The sequence below is a fragment of the Spirillospora sp. NPDC048911 genome (genome assembly GCF_043198015.1).
Taxonomy (GTDB): Bacteria; Actinomycetota; Actinomycetes; order Streptosporangiales; family Streptosporangiaceae; genus Spirillospora.
The window spans coordinates 340,740-357,845 of the sequence record NZ_JBICUD010000004.1; the positions used below are offsets into that span (position 1 = coordinate 340,740).

The window sequence follows — 17,106 nt, forward strand, 5'->3', positions numbered from 1 at the left end:
CCGGCCTTCCGGGCAAAGCCGGTCCGCGTCCTGCCCGGCAGCGGTCAATGCGTGCCCGAGGCGGCCGGGGTGTGCGCGAACTCCCGGAGCCCCCGCAGGTCGACCACGGTGATCCGGCGCCAGCCCGTGCGGACCAGCCCCTGCGCGCGCAGATCGCTCAGCGCGCGGGCGACGGTCTCGCGCGAGGCGTCCATCCAGCTGCCCAGCTCCTCCTGCGACAGCGGCGGCGCGATGTCGATGCTGCCGTCGCGGCTGGGCGCGCATCGTTTTGCCGACAGCTCGGCGAGCTCGGCGAGCAGGAGGGCGAGCCGCTGGGTGCCCTTGGCCGAGACGTGCGCCTGCAGCCGGCGGCCGGCCTCGTCCTGGCGCCGGACGAGGGTGCCGCTGACCAGCATCCACACGCGGGGGTGAGCGTCCAGGAACGCGGTGAACCGGGCGGCGGGGATCACCAGCGCCGACAGCGGGCTCAGCGCGGTGACGGTCGCCGACCGGCGGCGGCTGCCGAGGACCGCGCTCTCGCAGATCAGGTCGCCGGGGCCGCGGACGGCCAGGACGACGTCGTGCCCGTCCTCGGTGGCCGAGGTGACCTTGGCCCAGCCGTCGGTGATGATGATGATGTGGTCGGATTCCTCGCCCTGGTAGCACAGCGGCGTCCGGACGGCGTAGCCGCGCGGGCGCGACACCTGGCGCAGCGCGGTGCGCTGGGGGTCGTCCAGAGCGTTCCAGAAGCCGTCCCAGGCGGGCGCGGCATGGGCGTTGTCGGGCAGGGCGGCGAGTGGGGCGGCGGCGGGCGGGGTACCGCGCGGCGGGGAGTTCCTTTCGGTCACCAGGGGTCCGTTTTCTGAGCGCTCCGGGGGTGGATGCTCGCGGGTCGGAATGGAGTCCACTCCAGTGGACAATCAGGCCATGGGATCTGGCAAGGCCGCGCGCCGCTTTCGGCGGCGTCAGTTAGGCCACATCCGGGGCGGTTCTCGGGAACCGGCACCCGCGACAGGTGGCGCAGCGGAGTGGGGCGGTGCGCGGATACCGCGATACCGGTGTTTGCGGGAACCGGCACCCGCGACAGTTGGGGGGAGTGGGGCGGTGAGGCCCAGTGCCGCGGGTACCGGCCGTTCATGAGACGGCCGCGCGGGCGCCGGTCGGCGACATGTCCATGGCCCTCCAGCGGCGGTGCGGTCGTGATGCTCACCCGTCCAGCCAAGCCCGCCGCTGATCACGATGCTGCGCCCAGGGGGACGTCCAGTCTGCGTCACTTGACACAGTGGACAGGTCCGCTTGCCGCCAGGATCGGCCGGTGTTTCCTGCCGGTCAGCCGTCGAGGGCGTTGAGCAGGCGGTTCACCGGGCTCTCCAGGCCCCACCTGTCGGCGAGCTCGATGAGCGCCTCGGGGGCGCGCGGTGTGCGCGGCAGCGTGTCGTCGAGGTCGCGCAGCTCGGGGGAGTCGATGTCGCAGACGACCCGGACGACGGTCTCGGCGGCGGTGAGGTAGTCGCGGGCGCCTTCGAGGCGCTTGCGGGCGCCGGCGGGGAAGCCCTCGACGGTGCCGGCCTCCAGCGCGGCGACGACGCCGTCGATCGAGCCGAAGCGGGTGATGAGCGCCGCGGCGGTCTTGTCGCCGATGCCCGGCACGCCCGGCAGCCCGTCGCTGGGGTCGCCGCGCAGGGTCGCGTAGTCGCCGTAGCCGCGGCCCGGGATGCCGTACTTCTCGGCGACCTCCTTCTCGCCCATGATCTGCAGGTTGCGGATGCCGCGGGCGGTGTAGAGCACCAGGACCGGCCCGCGCTCGTCGACGAGCTGGAACAGATCGCGGTCGCCGGTGACGATGTCGACCGGGCCCCGCTCGGCGCCGCGCACGGCGAGCGTGCCGATGACGTCGTCGGCTTCGTAGCCCGCGACGCCGATGCGGGCCAGGCCGACCGCGTCGAGCACCGCGTCGATGATGGGCAGCTGGACCTCGAGCGGGTCGGGCGTCTGGTCGCCGCCGTCCTCGGCGACCCGGTGCGCCTTGTAGGACGGCAGCGCCTCGACGCGGAACGCCGGCCGCCAGTCGGCGTCCATGCAGCACACCAGGCGGTCCGGGGACCGGTCCTGGACGAGCCGGGCGATCATGTCGATCAGCCCCCGCACCGCGTTGACGGGCGTCCCGTCCGGCGCCTTGATCGATTCGGGCACCCCGAAGAAGGCGCGGAAGTACAACGACGGCGTGTCCAGCAGCATGAGCCCGCTCATGGCCCTCATCGTGCCATGGCGCGGTGACAGTCGGGCCCGGCGCGCGGGAGCGCGGCGGCGCTTGCCATCCTGGATCCTTGTACGGATGTGACATGAGCGGGACGGAGACGGATGTGACGACGGAGTTGTATCCACGCGAGCGGCTCGGGCGCGTGCAGGAGGCCACCGCCGAGGCGGGGCTGGGGGCGCTGCTGCTGACCCCCGGGCCCGATCTGCGGTACGTGACGGGTTACAACGCGCTGCCGCTGGAGCGGCTCACCTGCCTCGTGGTGCCGTCGTCGGGCGACCCGTTCCTGGTGGTGCCGCGGCTGGAGCTGCCCGCGGCCGAGGAGTCGCCCGCCGGTGACCTGGGCGTGGAACTGGTGCCCTGGGACGAGACCGACGACCCCTACGCCCTGGTGGCCGGGCGCCTGCCCGGCCAGGTGGGCACGGTGGGGCTGGCCGACCGGATGTGGGCGATGATGGTGCTCCGCTTCCGGGACGCGCTGCCCGGCGCCGAGCAGGTCCTCGCCGGGAGGGTGCTGCGGGAGCTGCGCATGCGCAAGAGCGCCGCCGAGGTCGAGGCGCTGCGCGAGGCGGGCGCCGCGATCGACCGGGTGCACCGCCGTGTGCCCGAGTTCCTCAAGCCCGGCCGCACCGAGCGCGAGGTGGGCCGCGACATCGCCGACGCCATCATCGCCGAGGGCCACGAGACGGTCGACTTCGTCATCGTCGGCTCCGGTCCCAACGGCGCCAACCCGCACGCGGAGCTCTCGGACCGGGTGATCCGGCCGGGCGAGCCGGTCGTGGTCGACATCGGCGGGACCATGCCCAGCGGCTACTGCTCGGACTCCACCCGCAACTACTGCATCGGGACGCCGCCGGACGACTACCTGGCGTACTACCGGGTGCTCCGGGAGGCGCAGCAGGCGTCCTGCGACGCGGTGAAGCCGGGCGTCACGCCCGAGGCGGTCGACGCCGCCGGGCGCGAGGTGATCGCGGCGGCCGGGTACGGCCGGCACTTCTTCCACCGCACCGGGCACGGCATCGGGCTGGAGAGCCACGAGGAGCCCTACATCGTCGCGGGCAACACCGAGCCGCTCGAGCCCGGAATGGCGTTCTCGATCGAGCCGGGGATCTACCCGGGGGCGCACGGCGCCCGCATCGAGGACATCGTGGTGTGCGCCGCGGACGGCGCCGACCGGATGAACACCACCGACCGGGACGTGATCATCGTCGGCTGACGGCGGGCGCGGTGGAACGGGGGCGGACCAGCACTGGTCCGCCCCCGTTCGCTGTTTCGCGCCGGCCCGCCCGGCGCCGTCCGGGGGACGGTCACGGCGGGAGACGGAGAGATAACGATCTTGGCATCAAAGGTCTCAGTACGGGTGTGGCTGTTGCGGCTCCGCTGCGCCGCGAGGTACGACGTAAACCCTTAATCCGCCGGGGTTGCGGGGAGATGTCCCGAAGGTTGCCGGACGAAGAGGAGACGCCGTGGCAGAGGTGGCCCTGACGGGCGTAGGGAAGGTCTATCCCGACGGGACCCGGGCCGTGACCGACCTGAATCTGGCCGTCGCCGACGGGGAGTTCCTCGTCCTGGTCGGGCCGTCCGGTTGCGGGAAGACGACCGCGCTGCGCATGGTGGCCGGCCTGGAGGAGATCTCCGAGGGCGAGGTCACGATCGGCGACCGGGTGGTGAACCGGATCCCGTCGCGCGACCGCGACGTGGCGATGGTCTTCCAGAGCTACGCGCTCTACCCGCACCTGTCGGTCCGCGACAACATCGGGTTCGGCCTGTCGCTGCGCAAGCTGCCCAAGGCCGAGATCCGCGAGAAGGTCGACCACGCCGCGGAGATCCTCGGCCTCACCGACCATCTGAGCCGCAAGCCCCGCAACCTGTCGGGCGGCCAGCGGCAGCGGGTGGCGATGGGCCGCGCGATCGTGCGCGAGCCCCAGGCGTTCCTGATGGACGAGCCGCTGTCCAACCTGGACGCCAAGCTGCGCGTCCAGATGCGCGCCGAGATCGCGCGCATCCAGCGCGACCTCGGCGTCACCACGATCTACGTCACGCACGACCAGACCGAGGCGATGACGCTCGGCGACCGGGTCGCGGTGATGAAGAAGGGCGAGCTCCAGCAGGTGGCACCGCCACAGGAGCTCTACGACCGGCCGGCGAACCTGTTCGTCGCCGGCTTCATCGGCTCACCCGCCATGAACCTGCTTCAGGGCACGCTGACCGGGGACGCGGCGAACCCGCGCATCGAGGTCGGCGGGCAGACGCTGACGCTGCCCGGGGAGGTGCTGGCGGACCGCGAGGGGCTCGCCGGCTACCTGGGCCGGGACGTCGTCGTCGGGATCCGCCCTGAGGACATGGAGGACGCCGAGCTCACCGAGACCACCGACGGCGCGCGGCTGACCTCCACCGCGGAGCTGGTGGAGGCGATGGGCTCGGACGTGCTCGTGCACTTCGCGGTCGAGGCCGCTCAGGTCGTCACCGAGGACACCAAGGAGCTGGCCCGGGACGCGGGCACCGACGTGCTCGGGTCCCTGGACGCGCCGCGCACCGACATGGTGGCGCGGTTCAGTCCCCGTACCCGCGTGAAGGTCGGCGACCCGCTCGACATCCACGTCGACACCGGCCGACTGCATTTCTTCGATCCCGAGAGCGGTGCCTCGATCTGGTGATCGGCGGCACCCTCGTCCAGGAAGGAAACGAATGCGCAGCAACCGTTTTGCCGTGATGCGGGGCACCGCCCTCGCGACCGGCCTGCTCGTCGCCCTCGCCGGCTGCGGTGGCGACGACTCCGGCGACAAGGGCGGTGACTCCGGCGGCCAGACGCTCAAGGGCGTCAAGCTCGAGGTGGCCGCGGTGTGGACCGGCGCCGAGGGCGCCGGCTTCAAGAAGGTGCTGGACGGCTTCAAGAAGAAGACCGGGGCCACCGTCACGCTCACCCCGACCGGCGACAACACCGCCACGTTCCTGCAGACCAAGATCCAGGGCGGCGCGCCGCCGGACGTGGCGATGCTCCCGCAGCAGGGCGTCATCGCCGAGTTCGCCAAGAAGGGCTGGATCAAGGAGCTCAGCCCCGAGGTCCAGGCCCTCATCAAGCAGAACTACGCCAAGGTCTGGCAGGACTTCGGCACCTCCGACGGCAAGATGTACGGCCTGTACTTCAAGGCCGGCAACAAGTCACTGGTCTGGTACCGCGCGAAGGCGTTCCAGGACGCCGGCGTGCAGCCGCCCGCCGACTGGGCGAGCTTCGTCAAGACCGTGCAGACCCTCTCCGACGCGGGCACCACGCCGCTGGCGATCGCGGGCGGCGACGGCTGGACGCTGACCGACTGGTTCGAGAACGTCTACGCCTCGCAGGCCGGCGTCGAGAAGTACCGCCAGCTGTCCAAGCACGAGATAAAGTGGACCGATCCCTCGGTCAAGCAGGCGCTGAAGACGCTCGCCGAGATCTGGGCCAAGCCGACCTACATGTCCGGCGGCGTGGCCGGGGCCAACAGCCTGCTCATGGACCAGGCGATCACCACCGTGTTCGGCAGCGAGCCCAAGGCCGCCATGCTGTCGGGCGCCGACGTCGTCTCCGCCGGCATCAGCGAGACCAAGTCCAAGGTCGGCACCGACGCGCTGGTCTTCCCGTTCCCGAAGGTCGGCGCCAAGCCGCCGCTGGTCGGCGCCGGCGACGCCGCGGTCATGCTGAAGGACAGCAAGGGCGGCCAGGAGCTCATGAAGTACCTGGCCTCGCCGGAGGCGGCCGCCGAGTGGGCCAAGGTCGGCGGCTACATCTCGCCGAACAAGGCGCTCGAGATGTCGAACTACCCCGACGACGTCCAGCGCACCAGCGCCAAGGCCGTCATCGACGCGGGCGACGACTTCCTGTTCGACATGTCCGACCTCTACCCGGCGGCCTTCGGCGGCACCAAGGGCTCGGGCGAGTGGAAGCGTCTGCAAGACCTGCTGAAGACCCCTTCCAGCGTCGACGCCACGGCCGCGGGCCTGGAGTCCGACGCCGCCAAGGCCCTGAAGAGCTGACCACCACCACACTGACGGGACAACGGAGAAGCAGATGACCGACTCCCCCGAGAGTCCGGCCGCGCCCGAGCCCTCGGGGGGCGGGTCCGACAAGGCGATCTCTGAGAAGACCGGCACCCGGCCGCCCGCCGAGGGCGGGCGGCTCGGACCGGCCCCGTGGATGTCCGGCGGGTTCCTGCTACCGGCGCTGCTGGTGCTGGGCCTGCTGGTCGTCTACCCGATCCTCTACACGGTCTGGCGGAGCCTGTACGACGGCTCCGGCAAGAAGCTGGTGTGGTTCGGCAACTACACCGACATGTTCACCGACGACGTCACGGTCAGCTGGGGCCCGACGGCGGGCAAGCTGACCGTGACCGTGCTGGTGCTGCTGGTCGCGGCGGGCACGGTCTTCGCCGCCCACCTCGGCGTCACCGACTGGCGGCGGGCCAGGATCACCCTGGTGGCGCTGCCGGTCGCGCTGCTGCTGATGTGGGCGCTGCTGTCGGCCAAGTCGCCGATGTACACCGCGTTCCGCAACAACCTGATCTGGGTCATCGCGGCGCCGTCCATCATCGTCGCCCTCGGGCTCGTCTTCGCGGTGGTGACCGAGCGCATCCGCTGGGCGGCGGCGTTCAAGCTCATCGTCTTCATGCCGATGGCGATCTCGATGCTCGCCGCCGGCGTCATCTTCACGCTGGTGTACGACCGGGCGCCCGAGCGCGGCGTCCTGAACGCGGTCGCCGTCGGAGTGCACGACACGTTCAAGGAGTCCTCCGCCTTCCCGGGCGTCCGCCCGCGCGAGAGCGGCGGCCCGCTGAAGTCGGCGAAGACCTCGGGCGGCACCGCCTACGAGACCCGTGACGCGGTGCAGTCCGGCGCCACCGTGCTGCTGCCTCTCGTGGCGGTCAAGCCCGAGGTGCAGCGGACGCTCGCGCCCGCGAAGGCCAGCACGGCCCAGCCCGGCACCATCACCGGCACGGTGTGGTCGGACTTCACGCCGGGCGCCGCGGCCAAGCCCAACCAGGTCGACGCGGCCGAGAAGGGCCTCGGGAAGATCAAGGTGGAGGCGGTCTCCGGCGGCAAGGTCGCCGCGACCGCCACGTCCGCCGCGGACGGCACGTTCGCCTTCAAGGAACTCCCCGCCGGGTCGTACACCGTCCGCCTGGCCGCCTCGAACTTCGCCGAGCCCTACAACGGCATCGACTGGCTCGGGGGAGGCCTGGTCACCGCGTCCATCATCGGCGCGTACATCTGGATGTGGGCGGGCTTCGCGATGGTGCTCATCGGCGCCGGGCTGGCGGCGATCCCGCGCGACGCGCTGGAGGCGGCACGCGTCGACGGCGCCACCGAGCTGCAGGTGTTCTGGCGGGTGACGATGCCGCTGCTGGCCCCGGTGCTGGTGGTGGTGCTCGTCACGCTGGTCATCAACGTGCTGAAGGTGTTCGACCTTGTCTACATCATCGCGCCGGGCGCGACGCAGCAGGACGCCAACGTGCTGGCCCTGCAGATGTACCTCAAGTCGTTCACCGGTGAGGGCGCCGACCAGGGCATGGGCAGCGCGATCGCGATCGTGCTGTTCCTGCTCGTGCTGCCCGCGATGATCTTCAACATCCGCCGATTCCGCCGGGAGCAGGCATGACCACCGAGAGCACCGAGCCCGAGAACGCCAAGCCCGAGGACGCGAAGACCGCGGACACGGCGGCCGCGGACACGGCCGCCGGGGAGACCGCGGGCAAGGGCGTGGCCACCGGCGGCGCGGCGGCGGAGATCCCGGCGGCGGAGGCCCCGGCGGCGGGCGGGCCGAAGGCGGCCGCCACGCGCGGTGTGTCGGGAGCGCCGCGGCGCGGCGTCGCGTCGCGGATCGTGAACCGGCTGGGCGGCGGGGCCGTCCAGGTCTTCCTGATCCTGATCGCGGTCGTCTGGCTGGTGCCGACGATCGGGCTGTTCATCGCCTCGCTGCGCGACCAGGCCGCCAACACCGAGAGCGGCTGGTGGAAGGTCTTCACCAAGCCGGCCGAGCTGACCCTGAAGAACTACGGCGACGTCATGTCCAACGACGACATGACGACGGGGTTCGTGAACACCGTCCTCATCACGGTGCCGACGACCGTGCTGGTCGTGGTCATCGCGTCGCTGGCGGCGTACGCGTTCGCGTGGATCGAGTTCCCCGGGCGCGACTGGCTGTTCCTCGGCGTCGTCGGCCTGCTGGTGGTGCCGATCCAGGTCGGCCTCATCCCGGTGGCCAAGCTTTACGGCGGGATCGAGATCGGCGGGTTCAAGATGTTCGGGTCGATCACGGGCGTGGTGCTGTTCCACGTCGCGTACGGCCTGCCGTTCGCGATCTTCCTGCTGCGCAACTACTTCGCCGGGATCCCGCGGGACCTGCTGGAGGCGGCGCGGATGGACGGCGGCACCGAGTGGACGATCTTCCGGCGGGTGATCTTCCCGCTGGGCGGGCCGGCGATCGCGTCGCTGGCGATCTTCCAGTTCCTGTGGGTCTGGAATGACATGCTCATCGCGCTGATCTTCGCCAACCGGGACTCGCAGCCCCTCACGGTGGCGATCCAGCAGCAGGTCCGCCAGTTCGGCTCCAACATCGACATCATCGCGCCGGGGGCGTTCCTGTCGCTGGTGGTGCCGCTGGGCGTGTTCTTCGCCTTCCAGCGCTACTTCGTGCAGGGCGTGCTCGCAGGCTCGGTGAAGTGACGAGCCGATGAGCTGACCGGAGACGATGAAGCGCCGCATACCGTGACGTGAACGGCAAGCGGCGCATCGGCGAAAAATGTGACGCGTATCACGTTCCCCACAACCTGTGGACGGGGTTGTGGGAAACGTGATGCGCGTCGCTGTTCTGTTATGCGGAAGGCCCTGAGCGGGCCGTCAGGCCTTGGCCTCGTCGGCTTCCGGAGTGTCGGCGGGCTCGATCGACGCGGCGGCCTCGTGGCCGATCGCCAGGCCGCTGGCCGGGTCGAAGAAGTGCAGGCGGCGGGTGTCGACGGCCAGCTCGATGTCCTGGCCGGGACGCACGTGGGAGCGCGCGTTGACGCGGGCCGTCCACAGGGCCTTGTTCTCGATCAGCGGGATCGCCATGTCGGCCTCGCCCTCGGCCGCGTCCTCGGCGAGGTCGGCGGTGTCCTTGTGCTCGACCGGCGGGGCGTCGATGGTGAAGATGACGTTGATCTCGCTGCCGAGCTCCTCGGTGACGCTGCTCCGGGCGGCCAGCGGCGCCCAGTCGGGCTTGGCGTGCGCGGCGTCCTCGAAGTCCGACGGCCGGATGCCGAGGATGATCTTCTTGCCGAAGTAGCCGTCCAGCCCCGGCTTGTCGGCCAGCAGCGCGTCCGGCACCGGCAGCGTGTAGCCGGCGAACGCGACCTGCGCGCCGCCGTCGCCGCGGCTGAGCTCGGCCTCCACGAAGTTCATGGCGGGCGAGCCGATGAAGCCCGCGACGAACAGGTTGACCGGGTTGTCGAACAGGCGCTGCGGGGTGTCGACCTGCTGCAGCCTGCCCTCGCGCAGCACGCAGACCCGCGAGCCCAGCGTCATGGCCTCGACCTGGTCGTGCGTGACGTAGACGGTGGTGACGCCGAGGCGCTCGTGCAGCTGGCTCAGCGAGGCGCGCATCGACACGCGCAGCTTGGCGTCCAGGTTGGACAGCGGCTCGTCCATGAGGAACGCCTGCGGCTGGCGCACGATCGCGCGGCCCATCGCCACGCGCTGGCGCTGGCCGCCCGACAGCGCGGCGGGCTTGCGCGACAGGAACTGCTCGAGGCCGAGCATCTTGGCCGCCTCGAGGACCTTCTGCTTGATCTCGGCCTTGGGGGTGCCGCGCAGCTTCAGGCCGAACGCCAGGTTCTGCTCGACCGTCATGTGGGGGTAGAGGGCGTAGTTCTGGAAGACCATCGCGATGTCGCGGTCCTTGGGCGCGAGGTCGTTGACGATCTGGTCGCCGATCGAGATCTTGCCGCCGCTGATCTCCTCCAGCCCGGCGATCATCCGCAGCGCGGTCGACTTGCCGCAGCCGGAGGGGCCGACCAGCACCATGAACTCGCCGTCGCGGATCTCCAGGTCCAGGGAGTCCACGGCCTTGACGCCGCCCGAATAGATCTTGTCGACCTTGTCCAGCACGATCTTGGCCATCGTCAACCTCTCGCCTCGCCCGCGCGGGTCTCGCGCGGGCCCCCCGATCGCCGGCCGGTCGGATCGGATCCGGCATCGGATGGAAACGTTTCCAACCCACTCGGTTGAGCAGGCCCTTTAGCTATGGTTCGGATTAAACCCTATGGAAACGTTTCCATGACAAGGGTGGATCATGAAAAGATGGCGGGATGGCGGACGTGCCGGGACGACCGGCGACGATCAAGGACGTGGCGGCGGCGGCCGGGGTGGGCATCGCGACGGTCTCGCGGGTGTTCTCGGGCGGCTCGGTGAGCCCGGCGACGCGGGAGCGGGTCCTCGCCGCCGCCGGGGACCTCGACTACCGGCCGAGCGCCGTGGGACGCAGCCTCAAGCTCCAGCGGACGGGCGGCATCGGGCTGATCGTCCCCGACGTGACCGACCCCTTCTGCGCGGACCTGATCGCCGGCGTGCTGGAGTGCGCGCGCACGTTCGGCGAGCACGTCCTGCTGGACGCCGCCAACGGCGACGCCGAGCGGGAGGCCGCGATCGCCGACCGGATGATGGAGCAGCGCGTCGACGGGATCATCGCCGTCCCCGAGGGCGACCCGGCGGCCTGGCACTCGGTGGTCACGGCAGGGGGATGGGTGGTCTCGGTGGACCGCGTCCTCCCCGGCCCGCCGGAGGTCCTCACGGTGCTGATCGACGATCGCGCCGGAGTGCGGGCCCTCGTCGAGTACCTGGTGGGCCTCGGCCACCGCCGGATCGCCTTCCTCGGAGCGGCGTCGCCGGGGAGCCCGAAGGGGGTCCGCGAGAGGGCGTTCCGCGACACCCTCGCCCAGCTGGGGGTAACGGTGGACGAGGATCTGGTGGTCGCGGCCAGGCCCGAGCGTGACAGCGCCTACGCGGCGGCGGCCGGCCTGCTGCAACGCCAGGCGGGCGCGTCGGCCGTCCTGGCCGCCGGACACCTGATCGGCGAGGCCGCCGTCCTCGTGGCCCGCGAGCTGGACCTGCGCGTGCCCACGGACGTGTCGATCGCGATGGTCGGCGACGTGTCCTGGGCCGAGCTGTGCGATCCGCCGCTGACCGCGGTGGCGCGGCCGGGCCACGACGCCGGATACCGGGCCTGCGAGCTCCTCCTGCGCGACCGCACGCGGGCCCGCGGCGGCCCGGTGACGCTGCCCACCGAGCTGGTGATCCGCGGCAGCTGCGGCCCGCCACGCCGGACCTGACCGATCTGTGACCGTAACCGGGTCGGCACCGGGCTCCCCGGCAAGCTAGATTTTCCCGGGTGGAGGAGATCGATCGTCAGATCATGACACTGCTGGCCGACGACGGGCGGATGAGCTTCACCGACCTCGCCAAGGAGACCGGCCTGTCAGTGTCCGCCGTGCACCAGCGGGTGCGCAGGCTGCAGAAACGCGGCATCGTCAAGGGCTTCACCGCGCAGCTCGACCACGAGCAGATCGGGCTGCCGATGACCGCGTTCGTGTCGATCAAGCCGATCGACCCGGCCGCCCCTGACGACGCCCCCGACCGGCTCGCGCACCTGACCGCGATCGAGGCCTGTCACTCGGTGGCGGGCGAGGAGAGCTACATCCTCAAGGTGCGGGTCGCGACGCCGAACGAGCTGGAGGAGCTGCTCCAGCAGATCCGGAAGGCGGCCAACGTCGCCACCCGGACCACGGTCGTCCTCAGCACCCCCTGGGAGGGCCGCCGGCCCCCGATCTAGCGCGGCGCGAACGCCTCCAGGGCCTCGCCGGCGAGCCGCGTCGCCTCCGCCGGGTCGCCGGTGACGCGCGGGTCGAAGTTCAGGTCGACGAAGAGCTCGGTGACGCCCTGCCGGGCGATGGCGTCGAAGTCGGCGCGGATCTCGTCGCAGGTCCCGGTGAGCGGCCGCCGGTCGGCGGCGCCTCCGGGGCGGATCCGGACGGCGGCGCGGCTCACGAAGCGCAGCGCGTCCGGGTCGCGCCCGGCCTTGGCGGCGGCGTCGCGGACGACGTCGATCGACGCGCCGAGGCTCGTGGGGTCGGCCCGGCTGGAGCTCACCCAGCCGGCGGCCAGACGGCCGGCGCGGCGCAGCGCGGGCTCGGACGCGCCGCCGAGCAGGATCGGCAGTTCGGGGGCCTGGAGCGGCGCCGGTTCCATCCGAACGGGCGGGAAGTCGTAGAACTCGCCGTGGAACTCGCTCACCTCGTCGTGCCACAGCGAGCGCAGCGCCGCGAGGAACTCCTCGGCGCGGGCGCCGCGCCGCTCGTACGGAACGCCGGAGGCGGCGAACTCCTCGCGCATCCAGCCCAGCCCGAGGCCGAGGTCGAGGCGGCCGCCGGTGACGTGGTCGAGCGTCGCGGCCTGCTTGGCCAGGAGCGCGGGGGAGTAGAACGGCAGGTTGGCGATGGCGACGCCGAGCCTGGCGGTGCGGGTGAAGCCGGCGAGGTAGGCGAGGGTGATGAACGGGTCGGGCACGTTGCGGTATGTCTCGTCGCCGGATCCGGCCGGGTTGAGGAGACGTTGCAGCGTCCAGAGCGAGTGGTAGCCGAGTTCTTCGGCCCGCTGGGCGATCTGGACCTGGTCGGCGGGAGTGGCCCATGCCCCCGAGACCGGTACGGCGAACCCGACGTGCACGACGCTCCCTCCGTGGCGGACGTTCCGAACCTTACAACGTCAAGGCGTCAGGCTCGTACCGGGGGGCGCCACGGCCCGTCGAACGCGGCGCGCACCGCCCTGTGCACGGCGGGAGCGGCGCCCAGCAGGTCGAGGCCGAGCAGCGTGGCGCCGAGCACCGGCGGGTCGGCGGCGATGATCAGCCGTGCCCGTGGCGCGCGCGCCGAGTAGCGCCGTTCGATGATGTCCATGAGCAGCGGGCGGCGCGCGGTGAGCACGCCTCCGCCGAGGACGATCTCGGCGGGGGCGTCGAGCAGGTCGAGCCTGCTCAGCGCCGTGACGCCGAGGAGCATGATCTCCTCGGCGAGCCGGTCGGCGAGTCCGCGCGCCACCGGGTCGCCCGCCTCGGCGGTGTCGAGGAGCACCGGGGCCAGCGACGTCAGGCGTTCCCACGCGATGTCGCCCCGGTGGACGCCGAGGCCCACGTCCTCCGCGCGGGTGAGGTCGAAGTGCGCCGCGACGGCGGCGGTGAGGGCCGTGCGCGGACCGCGGCCGTCCTCGCCGCGGACGGCGTGCCACAGCGCCTCGGCGCCGAGGTCGGCGCCGCCGCCCCAGTCGCCGGTGATCCGCCCGAGGGAGGGGAAGCGGGCGGTGCGCCGGTCCGGGCCGACGCCCAGGCAGTTGATGCCGGCGCCGCAGACGATCGCGACGCCCCAGCCCATCGTGGAGCCGGTGCGCAGCAGGGCGAAGGTGTCGTTGGCGACCCGGACGCGCCGCGCCAGCCCCCGGGCGGCCAGCGCCTTCTCCAGCCGTTCCTCCTCCTCGGGGAGGTCGGCCCCGGCCAGGAACGCGGCGAGGTGGTCGGCCGTTCCGCAGCCGGCGCGCGCGAGGGCGTCGGTGATGAGGCCGCTCAGCATCGCGACGGCCGCGTCCACGCCGTGCGCCTGCGGCCGGAAGCCCGGGCCGCGGGCGGCGGCGAGGAGTTCGCCGCCGCCGGAGACCACGGCGACGTCGGTCTTGCTGTTGCCGCCGTCGACCGCCACCAGCGTGCGGTTCATCCGTTCGCCGCCCAGGGGAGATGGGTCCGGCCCTCGTTGATCAGTTCGCGCGCCAGCCGTTCGGCCGCGTCGCTCTGGCCCACCAGCGGGTGGGCCAGGAGGGCGTCCGCCACCCGGTCGGCGCCGCCCCGGCGCGCGGCGTCGACGGCGAGCTGCTCGTACGCCGACACGTGCGCGATGAGGCCGGCCAGCAGCGGTTCGACGGGCGGGACGGGAAGCGGCGCCGCCCCGGCGGAGCCGATCTGGGCGGGGACCTCGATGACGGCCTCCGGCGGCAGGAAGGGGAGGGTCCCCTCGTTGCGCACGTTCACCACCTGCACCCCCTGTGATCCTCCGAGCAGCGCGGCCAGCAGGTCGGCGGCGGCCTCGGAGTAGTGCGCCCCGCCGCGTTCGCCCAGCAGGGCGGGCTTGGTGTCGAGTTCGGCGTCGGCGTACAGCTCCAGCAGGCGCCGCTCGATCGCCGCCACCTGCTCCGCGCGCGCCGGCGCCGCGCGCTGCTCGCCGACGACGCGGTCGTGCTCGTAGTAGTAGCGCAGGTAGTAGGAGGGGACGGCGCCCAGCCTGCGGATCAGCCCGGCGGGCAGCTCGGTCTCGGCGGCGAGCGCGTCGAGGTGCCGGTCCAGGAGCAGGGGGAGGACGTCGGAGCCGTCGAGCAGGACGGTGCGTTCCCAGGTGAGGTGGTTGAGGCCGACGTGCCCGAGACTCAGCCGCCCGGGCTCCACGCCGAGCAGGCCGGCGAAGCGGCGCTGGAAGGTGATGGCGACGTTGCAGAGGCCGATGGCGCGGTGGCCCGCGTCCAGCAGCGCCCGCGTGATGATGCCGACCGGATTGGTGAAGTCGACGATCCACGCGCCGGGCGCGCGTTCGCGGACGCGCTCGGCCAGTTCCAGCACGACCGGGACGGTGCGCAGCGCCTTGGCGAGCCCGCCCGCCCCGGTGGTCTCCTGGCCGACGCACCCGCAGGCCAGCGGGAACGTCTCGTCGCTCAGCCGCGCCGCCTGCCCGCCCACCCGGAGCTGGACGAGCACGGCGGCGGCGCCGTCGAGCGCCCCGTCCAGCCCGGCGCCCAGGTCCGACACCGTCCGCACGGTCACCGCGCTGCCCGCGCGGGCCAGCATCCGGGCGGCCAGGCCGCCGACCACCGCGAGCCGGTCCGCGGCGGGGTCGACGAGCACGAGCTCCCCGACCGGCAGCGTCCCGGCCCGCCGCGCGATCCCTTCGACCAGCTCGGGGGTGTAGGTCGACCCCCCGCCGATGACGACCAGCTTCACCCTTTCACTCCCGTCAGTGTCACGCCCTGGATGAAGACCCGCTGGGCGAGGAAGAACACCACGATCACCGGTAGCACGGTCAGCAGGGTCGCCGCCATGGTCAGGTTCCACTCCACGTTGTGCGCGGCGCGGAACGTGGCGATGCCGACGGCGAGCGGACGGTGGTCGGGATCGGCGTACACCAGGGGCCCGAAGTAGTCGTTCCAGCAGTAGAAGAACTGGAACAGCGCCACCGCGGCGATGGCGGGCCGCGCCATCGGCAGGACCACGCGCATCATGGCGGTGAACTCGCCGCAGCCGTCCACCCGCGCGGCGTCGGCGTAGTCCTTGGGGATCGTCACCAGGAACTGCCGGAGCAGGAAGATGGAGTACGCGTCGCCGAACAGCAGCGGGATGATCAGCGGCCACAGCGAGCCGGTCAGCTCGAAGCGCGCCCACACGATGTACATGGGAACGACCACGACCTGCGGCGGCAACATCATCATGGTGATGACCAGCACGAGCGCGAGCTTGCGGCCCCGGAACCTGAAGCGGGCGAGCGCGTACGCCACGGGCACGCTCGACACCAGCATGAACGCCGTCCCGAGCCCGGCGTACAGCAGGGTGTTGCCGAGCCACCGCAGCATCTCCGACGACATCACCTCGCCGAAGTTGCCCCATGCCCACTCCGAGGGCCACAGCGCGCCGCTCAGCGCCTGCTCGTCGGTCATCACGGCGGTGAGGAACATGAACAGCACCGGTGCCATGAACATGATCGCCAAGGCGATGGCGATCGCGTGCGTGGCGATCCAGTAGAGGGTGCGCCGCGGCCGGGTTCCGCCGGCGGCGCGGCGCCGTGCGGGCGGCGCCGCGGTGGTGCCGGGGGACGGGCGCAGGCCGAGCGCGGTCTCGGTCATCCGGACGCCTCCTCGTCGGCGAAGGCATGGAACTGCCGCAGCAGCACCAGGGTGAAGGCCATCGAGACGGCCAGCAGGAGGAGGGCCAGCACGCAGGCGTAGCCCATGTTGAACTGCCGGAACCCCTCGTCGTAGAGCCATTGCGGGAACGTCAGCGTCGACCCGTCCGGGTAGCCGGGGGCGGTGGTGGTGCCGGGCTGGTCGGCCTGCCCGGCGGCGACCTTGGCCGCGACCATCGCCTGGGTGAAGTACTGGAGGGTCTGGATGACGCCGGTGACCGCGGCGAACAGCAGCACCGGCGAGATCGTGGGCAGCGTGATGTGCCGGAAGCGCTGCCAGGGGCCGGCGCCGTCGATGGCGGACGCCTCGTACAGCTGGCGCGGCACGTCCAGCAGCGCCGCCAGCAGGATGATCATGACGTCGCCGACCGCCCACAGGCCGAGCAGCGACAGGCCCGGCTTGCTCCACTGCGGCTCGTTGAACCAGTCGGGCATCGGGATGCCCAGGCCGTCCGCCAGCTGCTCGACCGGGCCGGTGCCGGGGTTGAGCAGGAACACGAACGCGACCGTGGCCGCCACCGGGGGCACCAGGTAGGGCAGGTAGATGACCGACCGCAGCAGGTTCCCGCCCGCCTTGAGCTGGGTGAGCAGCTGCGCGGTGCCGAGCCCGAACAGCACCCGCAGCGGCACCATGACCACGACGAGCCACATGGTGTTGCGCATCGACCGCCAGGCGTCCTCGTCCTGGAGCAGGAAGCGGTAGTTGGTGAGCCCGACGTACTCCAGCGAGAACAGGTCGTACCGGGTGAACGAGAAGTACACGGTGGCCAGCAGCGGGTAGGCGAAGAAGACGGTGAACCCGATGAGCCAGGGCGACAGGAACGCCAGGACGCGGAGCCGGTGGCGGCGGCGCGCGCGGGGCGCCGCCACCGGCCGGCG

General features: G+C 71.9%; 15 protein-coding genes. 7 read left to right on the forward strand and 8 right to left on the reverse strand.

What is annotated here, in order from left to right; all coding sequences use genetic code 11:
• Positions 1–44: 44 nt before the first annotated feature.
• Both ACGFNU_RS19730 and ACGFNU_RS19735 read right to left on the reverse strand, forming a co-directional pair.
• Positions 45–827: a Crp/Fnr family transcriptional regulator gene (locus tag ACGFNU_RS19730; protein WP_392595454.1), complete on the reverse strand. Its 783-nt coding sequence runs from the start codon at positions 825–827 to the stop codon at positions 45–47.
• 481 nt (positions 828–1,308) lie between these two features.
• Positions 1,309–2,229 carry a 5'-3' exonuclease H3TH domain-containing protein gene (locus tag ACGFNU_RS19735; RefSeq protein WP_392595456.1) on the reverse strand — a complete coding sequence of 307 codons (921 nt, stop codon included), beginning with the start codon at positions 2,227–2,229 and terminating at the stop codon, positions 1,309–1,311.
• 113 nt (positions 2,230–2,342) lie between these two features.
• Here ACGFNU_RS19735 and ACGFNU_RS19740 point away from each other — a divergent pair, with 113 nt between their 5' ends.
• From ACGFNU_RS19740 to ACGFNU_RS19760, 5 genes are all read left to right on the forward strand, one after another.
• The gene (locus ACGFNU_RS19740) at positions 2,343–3,452 is read left to right on the forward strand and encodes a M24 family metallopeptidase (protein ID WP_392595458.1); all 1,110 of its coding nucleotides are present in this window, start codon (positions 2,343–2,345) and stop codon (positions 3,450–3,452) included.
• 250 nt (positions 3,453–3,702) lie between these two features.
• Positions 3,703–4,893 (forward strand): ABC transporter ATP-binding protein, encoded by a 1,191-nt coding sequence (locus tag ACGFNU_RS19745; protein ID WP_392595460.1) that lies wholly within the window; start codon positions 3,703–3,705, stop codon positions 4,891–4,893.
• 31 nt (positions 4,894–4,924) lie between these two features.
• Positions 4,925–6,247 carry an ABC transporter substrate-binding protein gene (locus ACGFNU_RS19750; protein ID WP_392595462.1) on the forward strand — a complete coding sequence of 441 codons (1,323 nt, stop codon included), beginning with the start codon at positions 4,925–4,927 and terminating at the stop codon, positions 6,245–6,247.
• A gap of 34 nt (positions 6,248–6,281) precedes the next feature.
• A complete protein-coding gene (locus ACGFNU_RS19755; RefSeq protein WP_392595464.1) occupies positions 6,282–7,865 on the forward strand; it encodes an ABC transporter permease subunit in 1,584 nt (527 codons plus the stop codon).
• A complete protein-coding gene (locus tag ACGFNU_RS19760) occupies positions 7,862–8,932 on the forward strand; it encodes a carbohydrate ABC transporter permease (RefSeq protein ID WP_392595466.1) in 1,071 nt (356 codons plus the stop codon). Before ACGFNU_RS19755 ends, ACGFNU_RS19760 begins: the two co-directional genes overlap by 4 nt.
• 174 nt (positions 8,933–9,106) lie before the next feature.
• Here the strand turns inward: ACGFNU_RS19760 and ACGFNU_RS19765 are convergent, their stop codons facing one another.
• Complete coding sequence (locus tag ACGFNU_RS19765) at positions 9,107–10,363, reverse strand: ABC transporter ATP-binding protein (RefSeq protein ID WP_392595468.1); 1,257 nt, start codon at positions 10,361–10,363, stop codon at positions 9,107–9,109.
• Between the two features lie 188 nt (positions 10,364–10,551).
• Here ACGFNU_RS19765 and ACGFNU_RS19770 point away from each other — a divergent pair, with 188 nt between their 5' ends.
• Together ACGFNU_RS19770 and ACGFNU_RS19775 are read left to right on the forward strand one after the other, a co-directional pair.
• Positions 10,552–11,571: a LacI family DNA-binding transcriptional regulator gene (locus tag ACGFNU_RS19770; protein ID WP_392595470.1), complete on the forward strand. Its 1,020-nt coding sequence runs from the start codon at positions 10,552–10,554 to the stop codon at positions 11,569–11,571.
• 59 nt (positions 11,572–11,630) lie between these two features.
• Positions 11,631–12,071, forward strand: a complete 441-nt coding sequence (locus ACGFNU_RS19775) for an Lrp/AsnC family transcriptional regulator (RefSeq protein WP_392595472.1) — start codon at positions 11,631–11,633, stop codon at positions 12,069–12,071.
• Here the strand turns inward: ACGFNU_RS19775 and ACGFNU_RS19780 are convergent.
• From ACGFNU_RS19780 to ACGFNU_RS19800, 5 genes are read right to left on the reverse strand one after another with little or no spacing between them, the layout of a single operon-like run.
• On the reverse strand, positions 12,068–12,964 hold the full coding sequence (locus ACGFNU_RS19780) for a TIGR03619 family F420-dependent LLM class oxidoreductase (RefSeq protein WP_392595473.1): 897 nt from the start codon (positions 12,962–12,964) through the stop codon (positions 12,068–12,070). The genes ACGFNU_RS19775 and ACGFNU_RS19780 overlap by 4 nt on opposite strands.
• Positions 12,965–13,011: 47 nt before the next feature.
• On the reverse strand, positions 13,012–14,001 hold the full coding sequence (locus ACGFNU_RS19785) for an N-acetylglucosamine kinase (RefSeq protein ID WP_392595474.1): 990 nt from the start codon (positions 13,999–14,001) through the stop codon (positions 13,012–13,014).
• The gene (locus tag ACGFNU_RS19790) at positions 13,998–15,272 is read right to left on the reverse strand and encodes a 6-phospho-beta-glucosidase (RefSeq protein ID WP_392595476.1); all 1,275 of its coding nucleotides are present in this window, start codon (positions 15,270–15,272) and stop codon (positions 13,998–14,000) included. The genes ACGFNU_RS19785 and ACGFNU_RS19790 overlap by 4 nt, the downstream gene beginning before the upstream one ends.
• Positions 15,269–16,168: a carbohydrate ABC transporter permease gene (locus ACGFNU_RS19795; RefSeq protein ID WP_392595478.1), complete on the reverse strand. Its 900-nt coding sequence runs from the start codon at positions 16,166–16,168 to the stop codon at positions 15,269–15,271. The genes ACGFNU_RS19790 and ACGFNU_RS19795 overlap by 4 nt, the downstream gene beginning before the upstream one ends.
• Positions 16,165–17,097, reverse strand: a complete 933-nt coding sequence (locus ACGFNU_RS19800; RefSeq protein WP_392595480.1) for a carbohydrate ABC transporter permease — start codon at positions 17,095–17,097, stop codon at positions 16,165–16,167. Before ACGFNU_RS19800 ends, ACGFNU_RS19795 begins: the two co-directional genes overlap by 4 nt.
• Positions 17,098–17,106: the final 9 nt, after the last annotated feature.

Excerpts from the sequence above, each read along its gene's own strand:
- ACGFNU_RS19735 (WP_392595456.1), bottom strand. The coding sequence starts at position 2,229 with ATGAGCGGGCTCATGCTGCTGGACACGCCGTCGTTGTACTTCCGCGCC.
- ACGFNU_RS19750 (WP_392595462.1), top strand. The coding sequence starts at position 4,925 with ATGCGCAGCAACCGTTTTGCCGTGATGCGGGGCACCGCCCTCGCGACC.
- ACGFNU_RS19755 (WP_392595464.1), top strand. The coding sequence starts at position 6,282 with ATGACCGACTCCCCCGAGAGTCCGGCCGCGCCCGAGCCCTCGGGGGGC.
- ACGFNU_RS19760 (WP_392595466.1), top strand. The coding sequence starts at position 7,862 with ATGACCACCGAGAGCACCGAGCCCGAGAACGCCAAGCCCGAGGACGCG.
- ACGFNU_RS19765 (WP_392595468.1), bottom strand. The coding sequence starts at position 10,363 with ATGGCCAAGATCGTGCTGGACAAGGTCGACAAGATCTATTCGGGCGGC.
- ACGFNU_RS19770 (WP_392595470.1), top strand. The coding sequence starts at position 10,552 with ATGGCGGACGTGCCGGGACGACCGGCGACGATCAAGGACGTGGCGGCG.
- ACGFNU_RS19785 (WP_392595474.1), bottom strand. The coding sequence starts at position 14,001 with ATGAACCGCACGCTGGTGGCGGTCGACGGCGGCAACAGCAAGACCGAC.
- ACGFNU_RS19795 (WP_392595478.1), bottom strand. The coding sequence starts at position 16,168 with ATGACCGAGACCGCGCTCGGCCTGCGCCCGTCCCCCGGCACCACCGCG.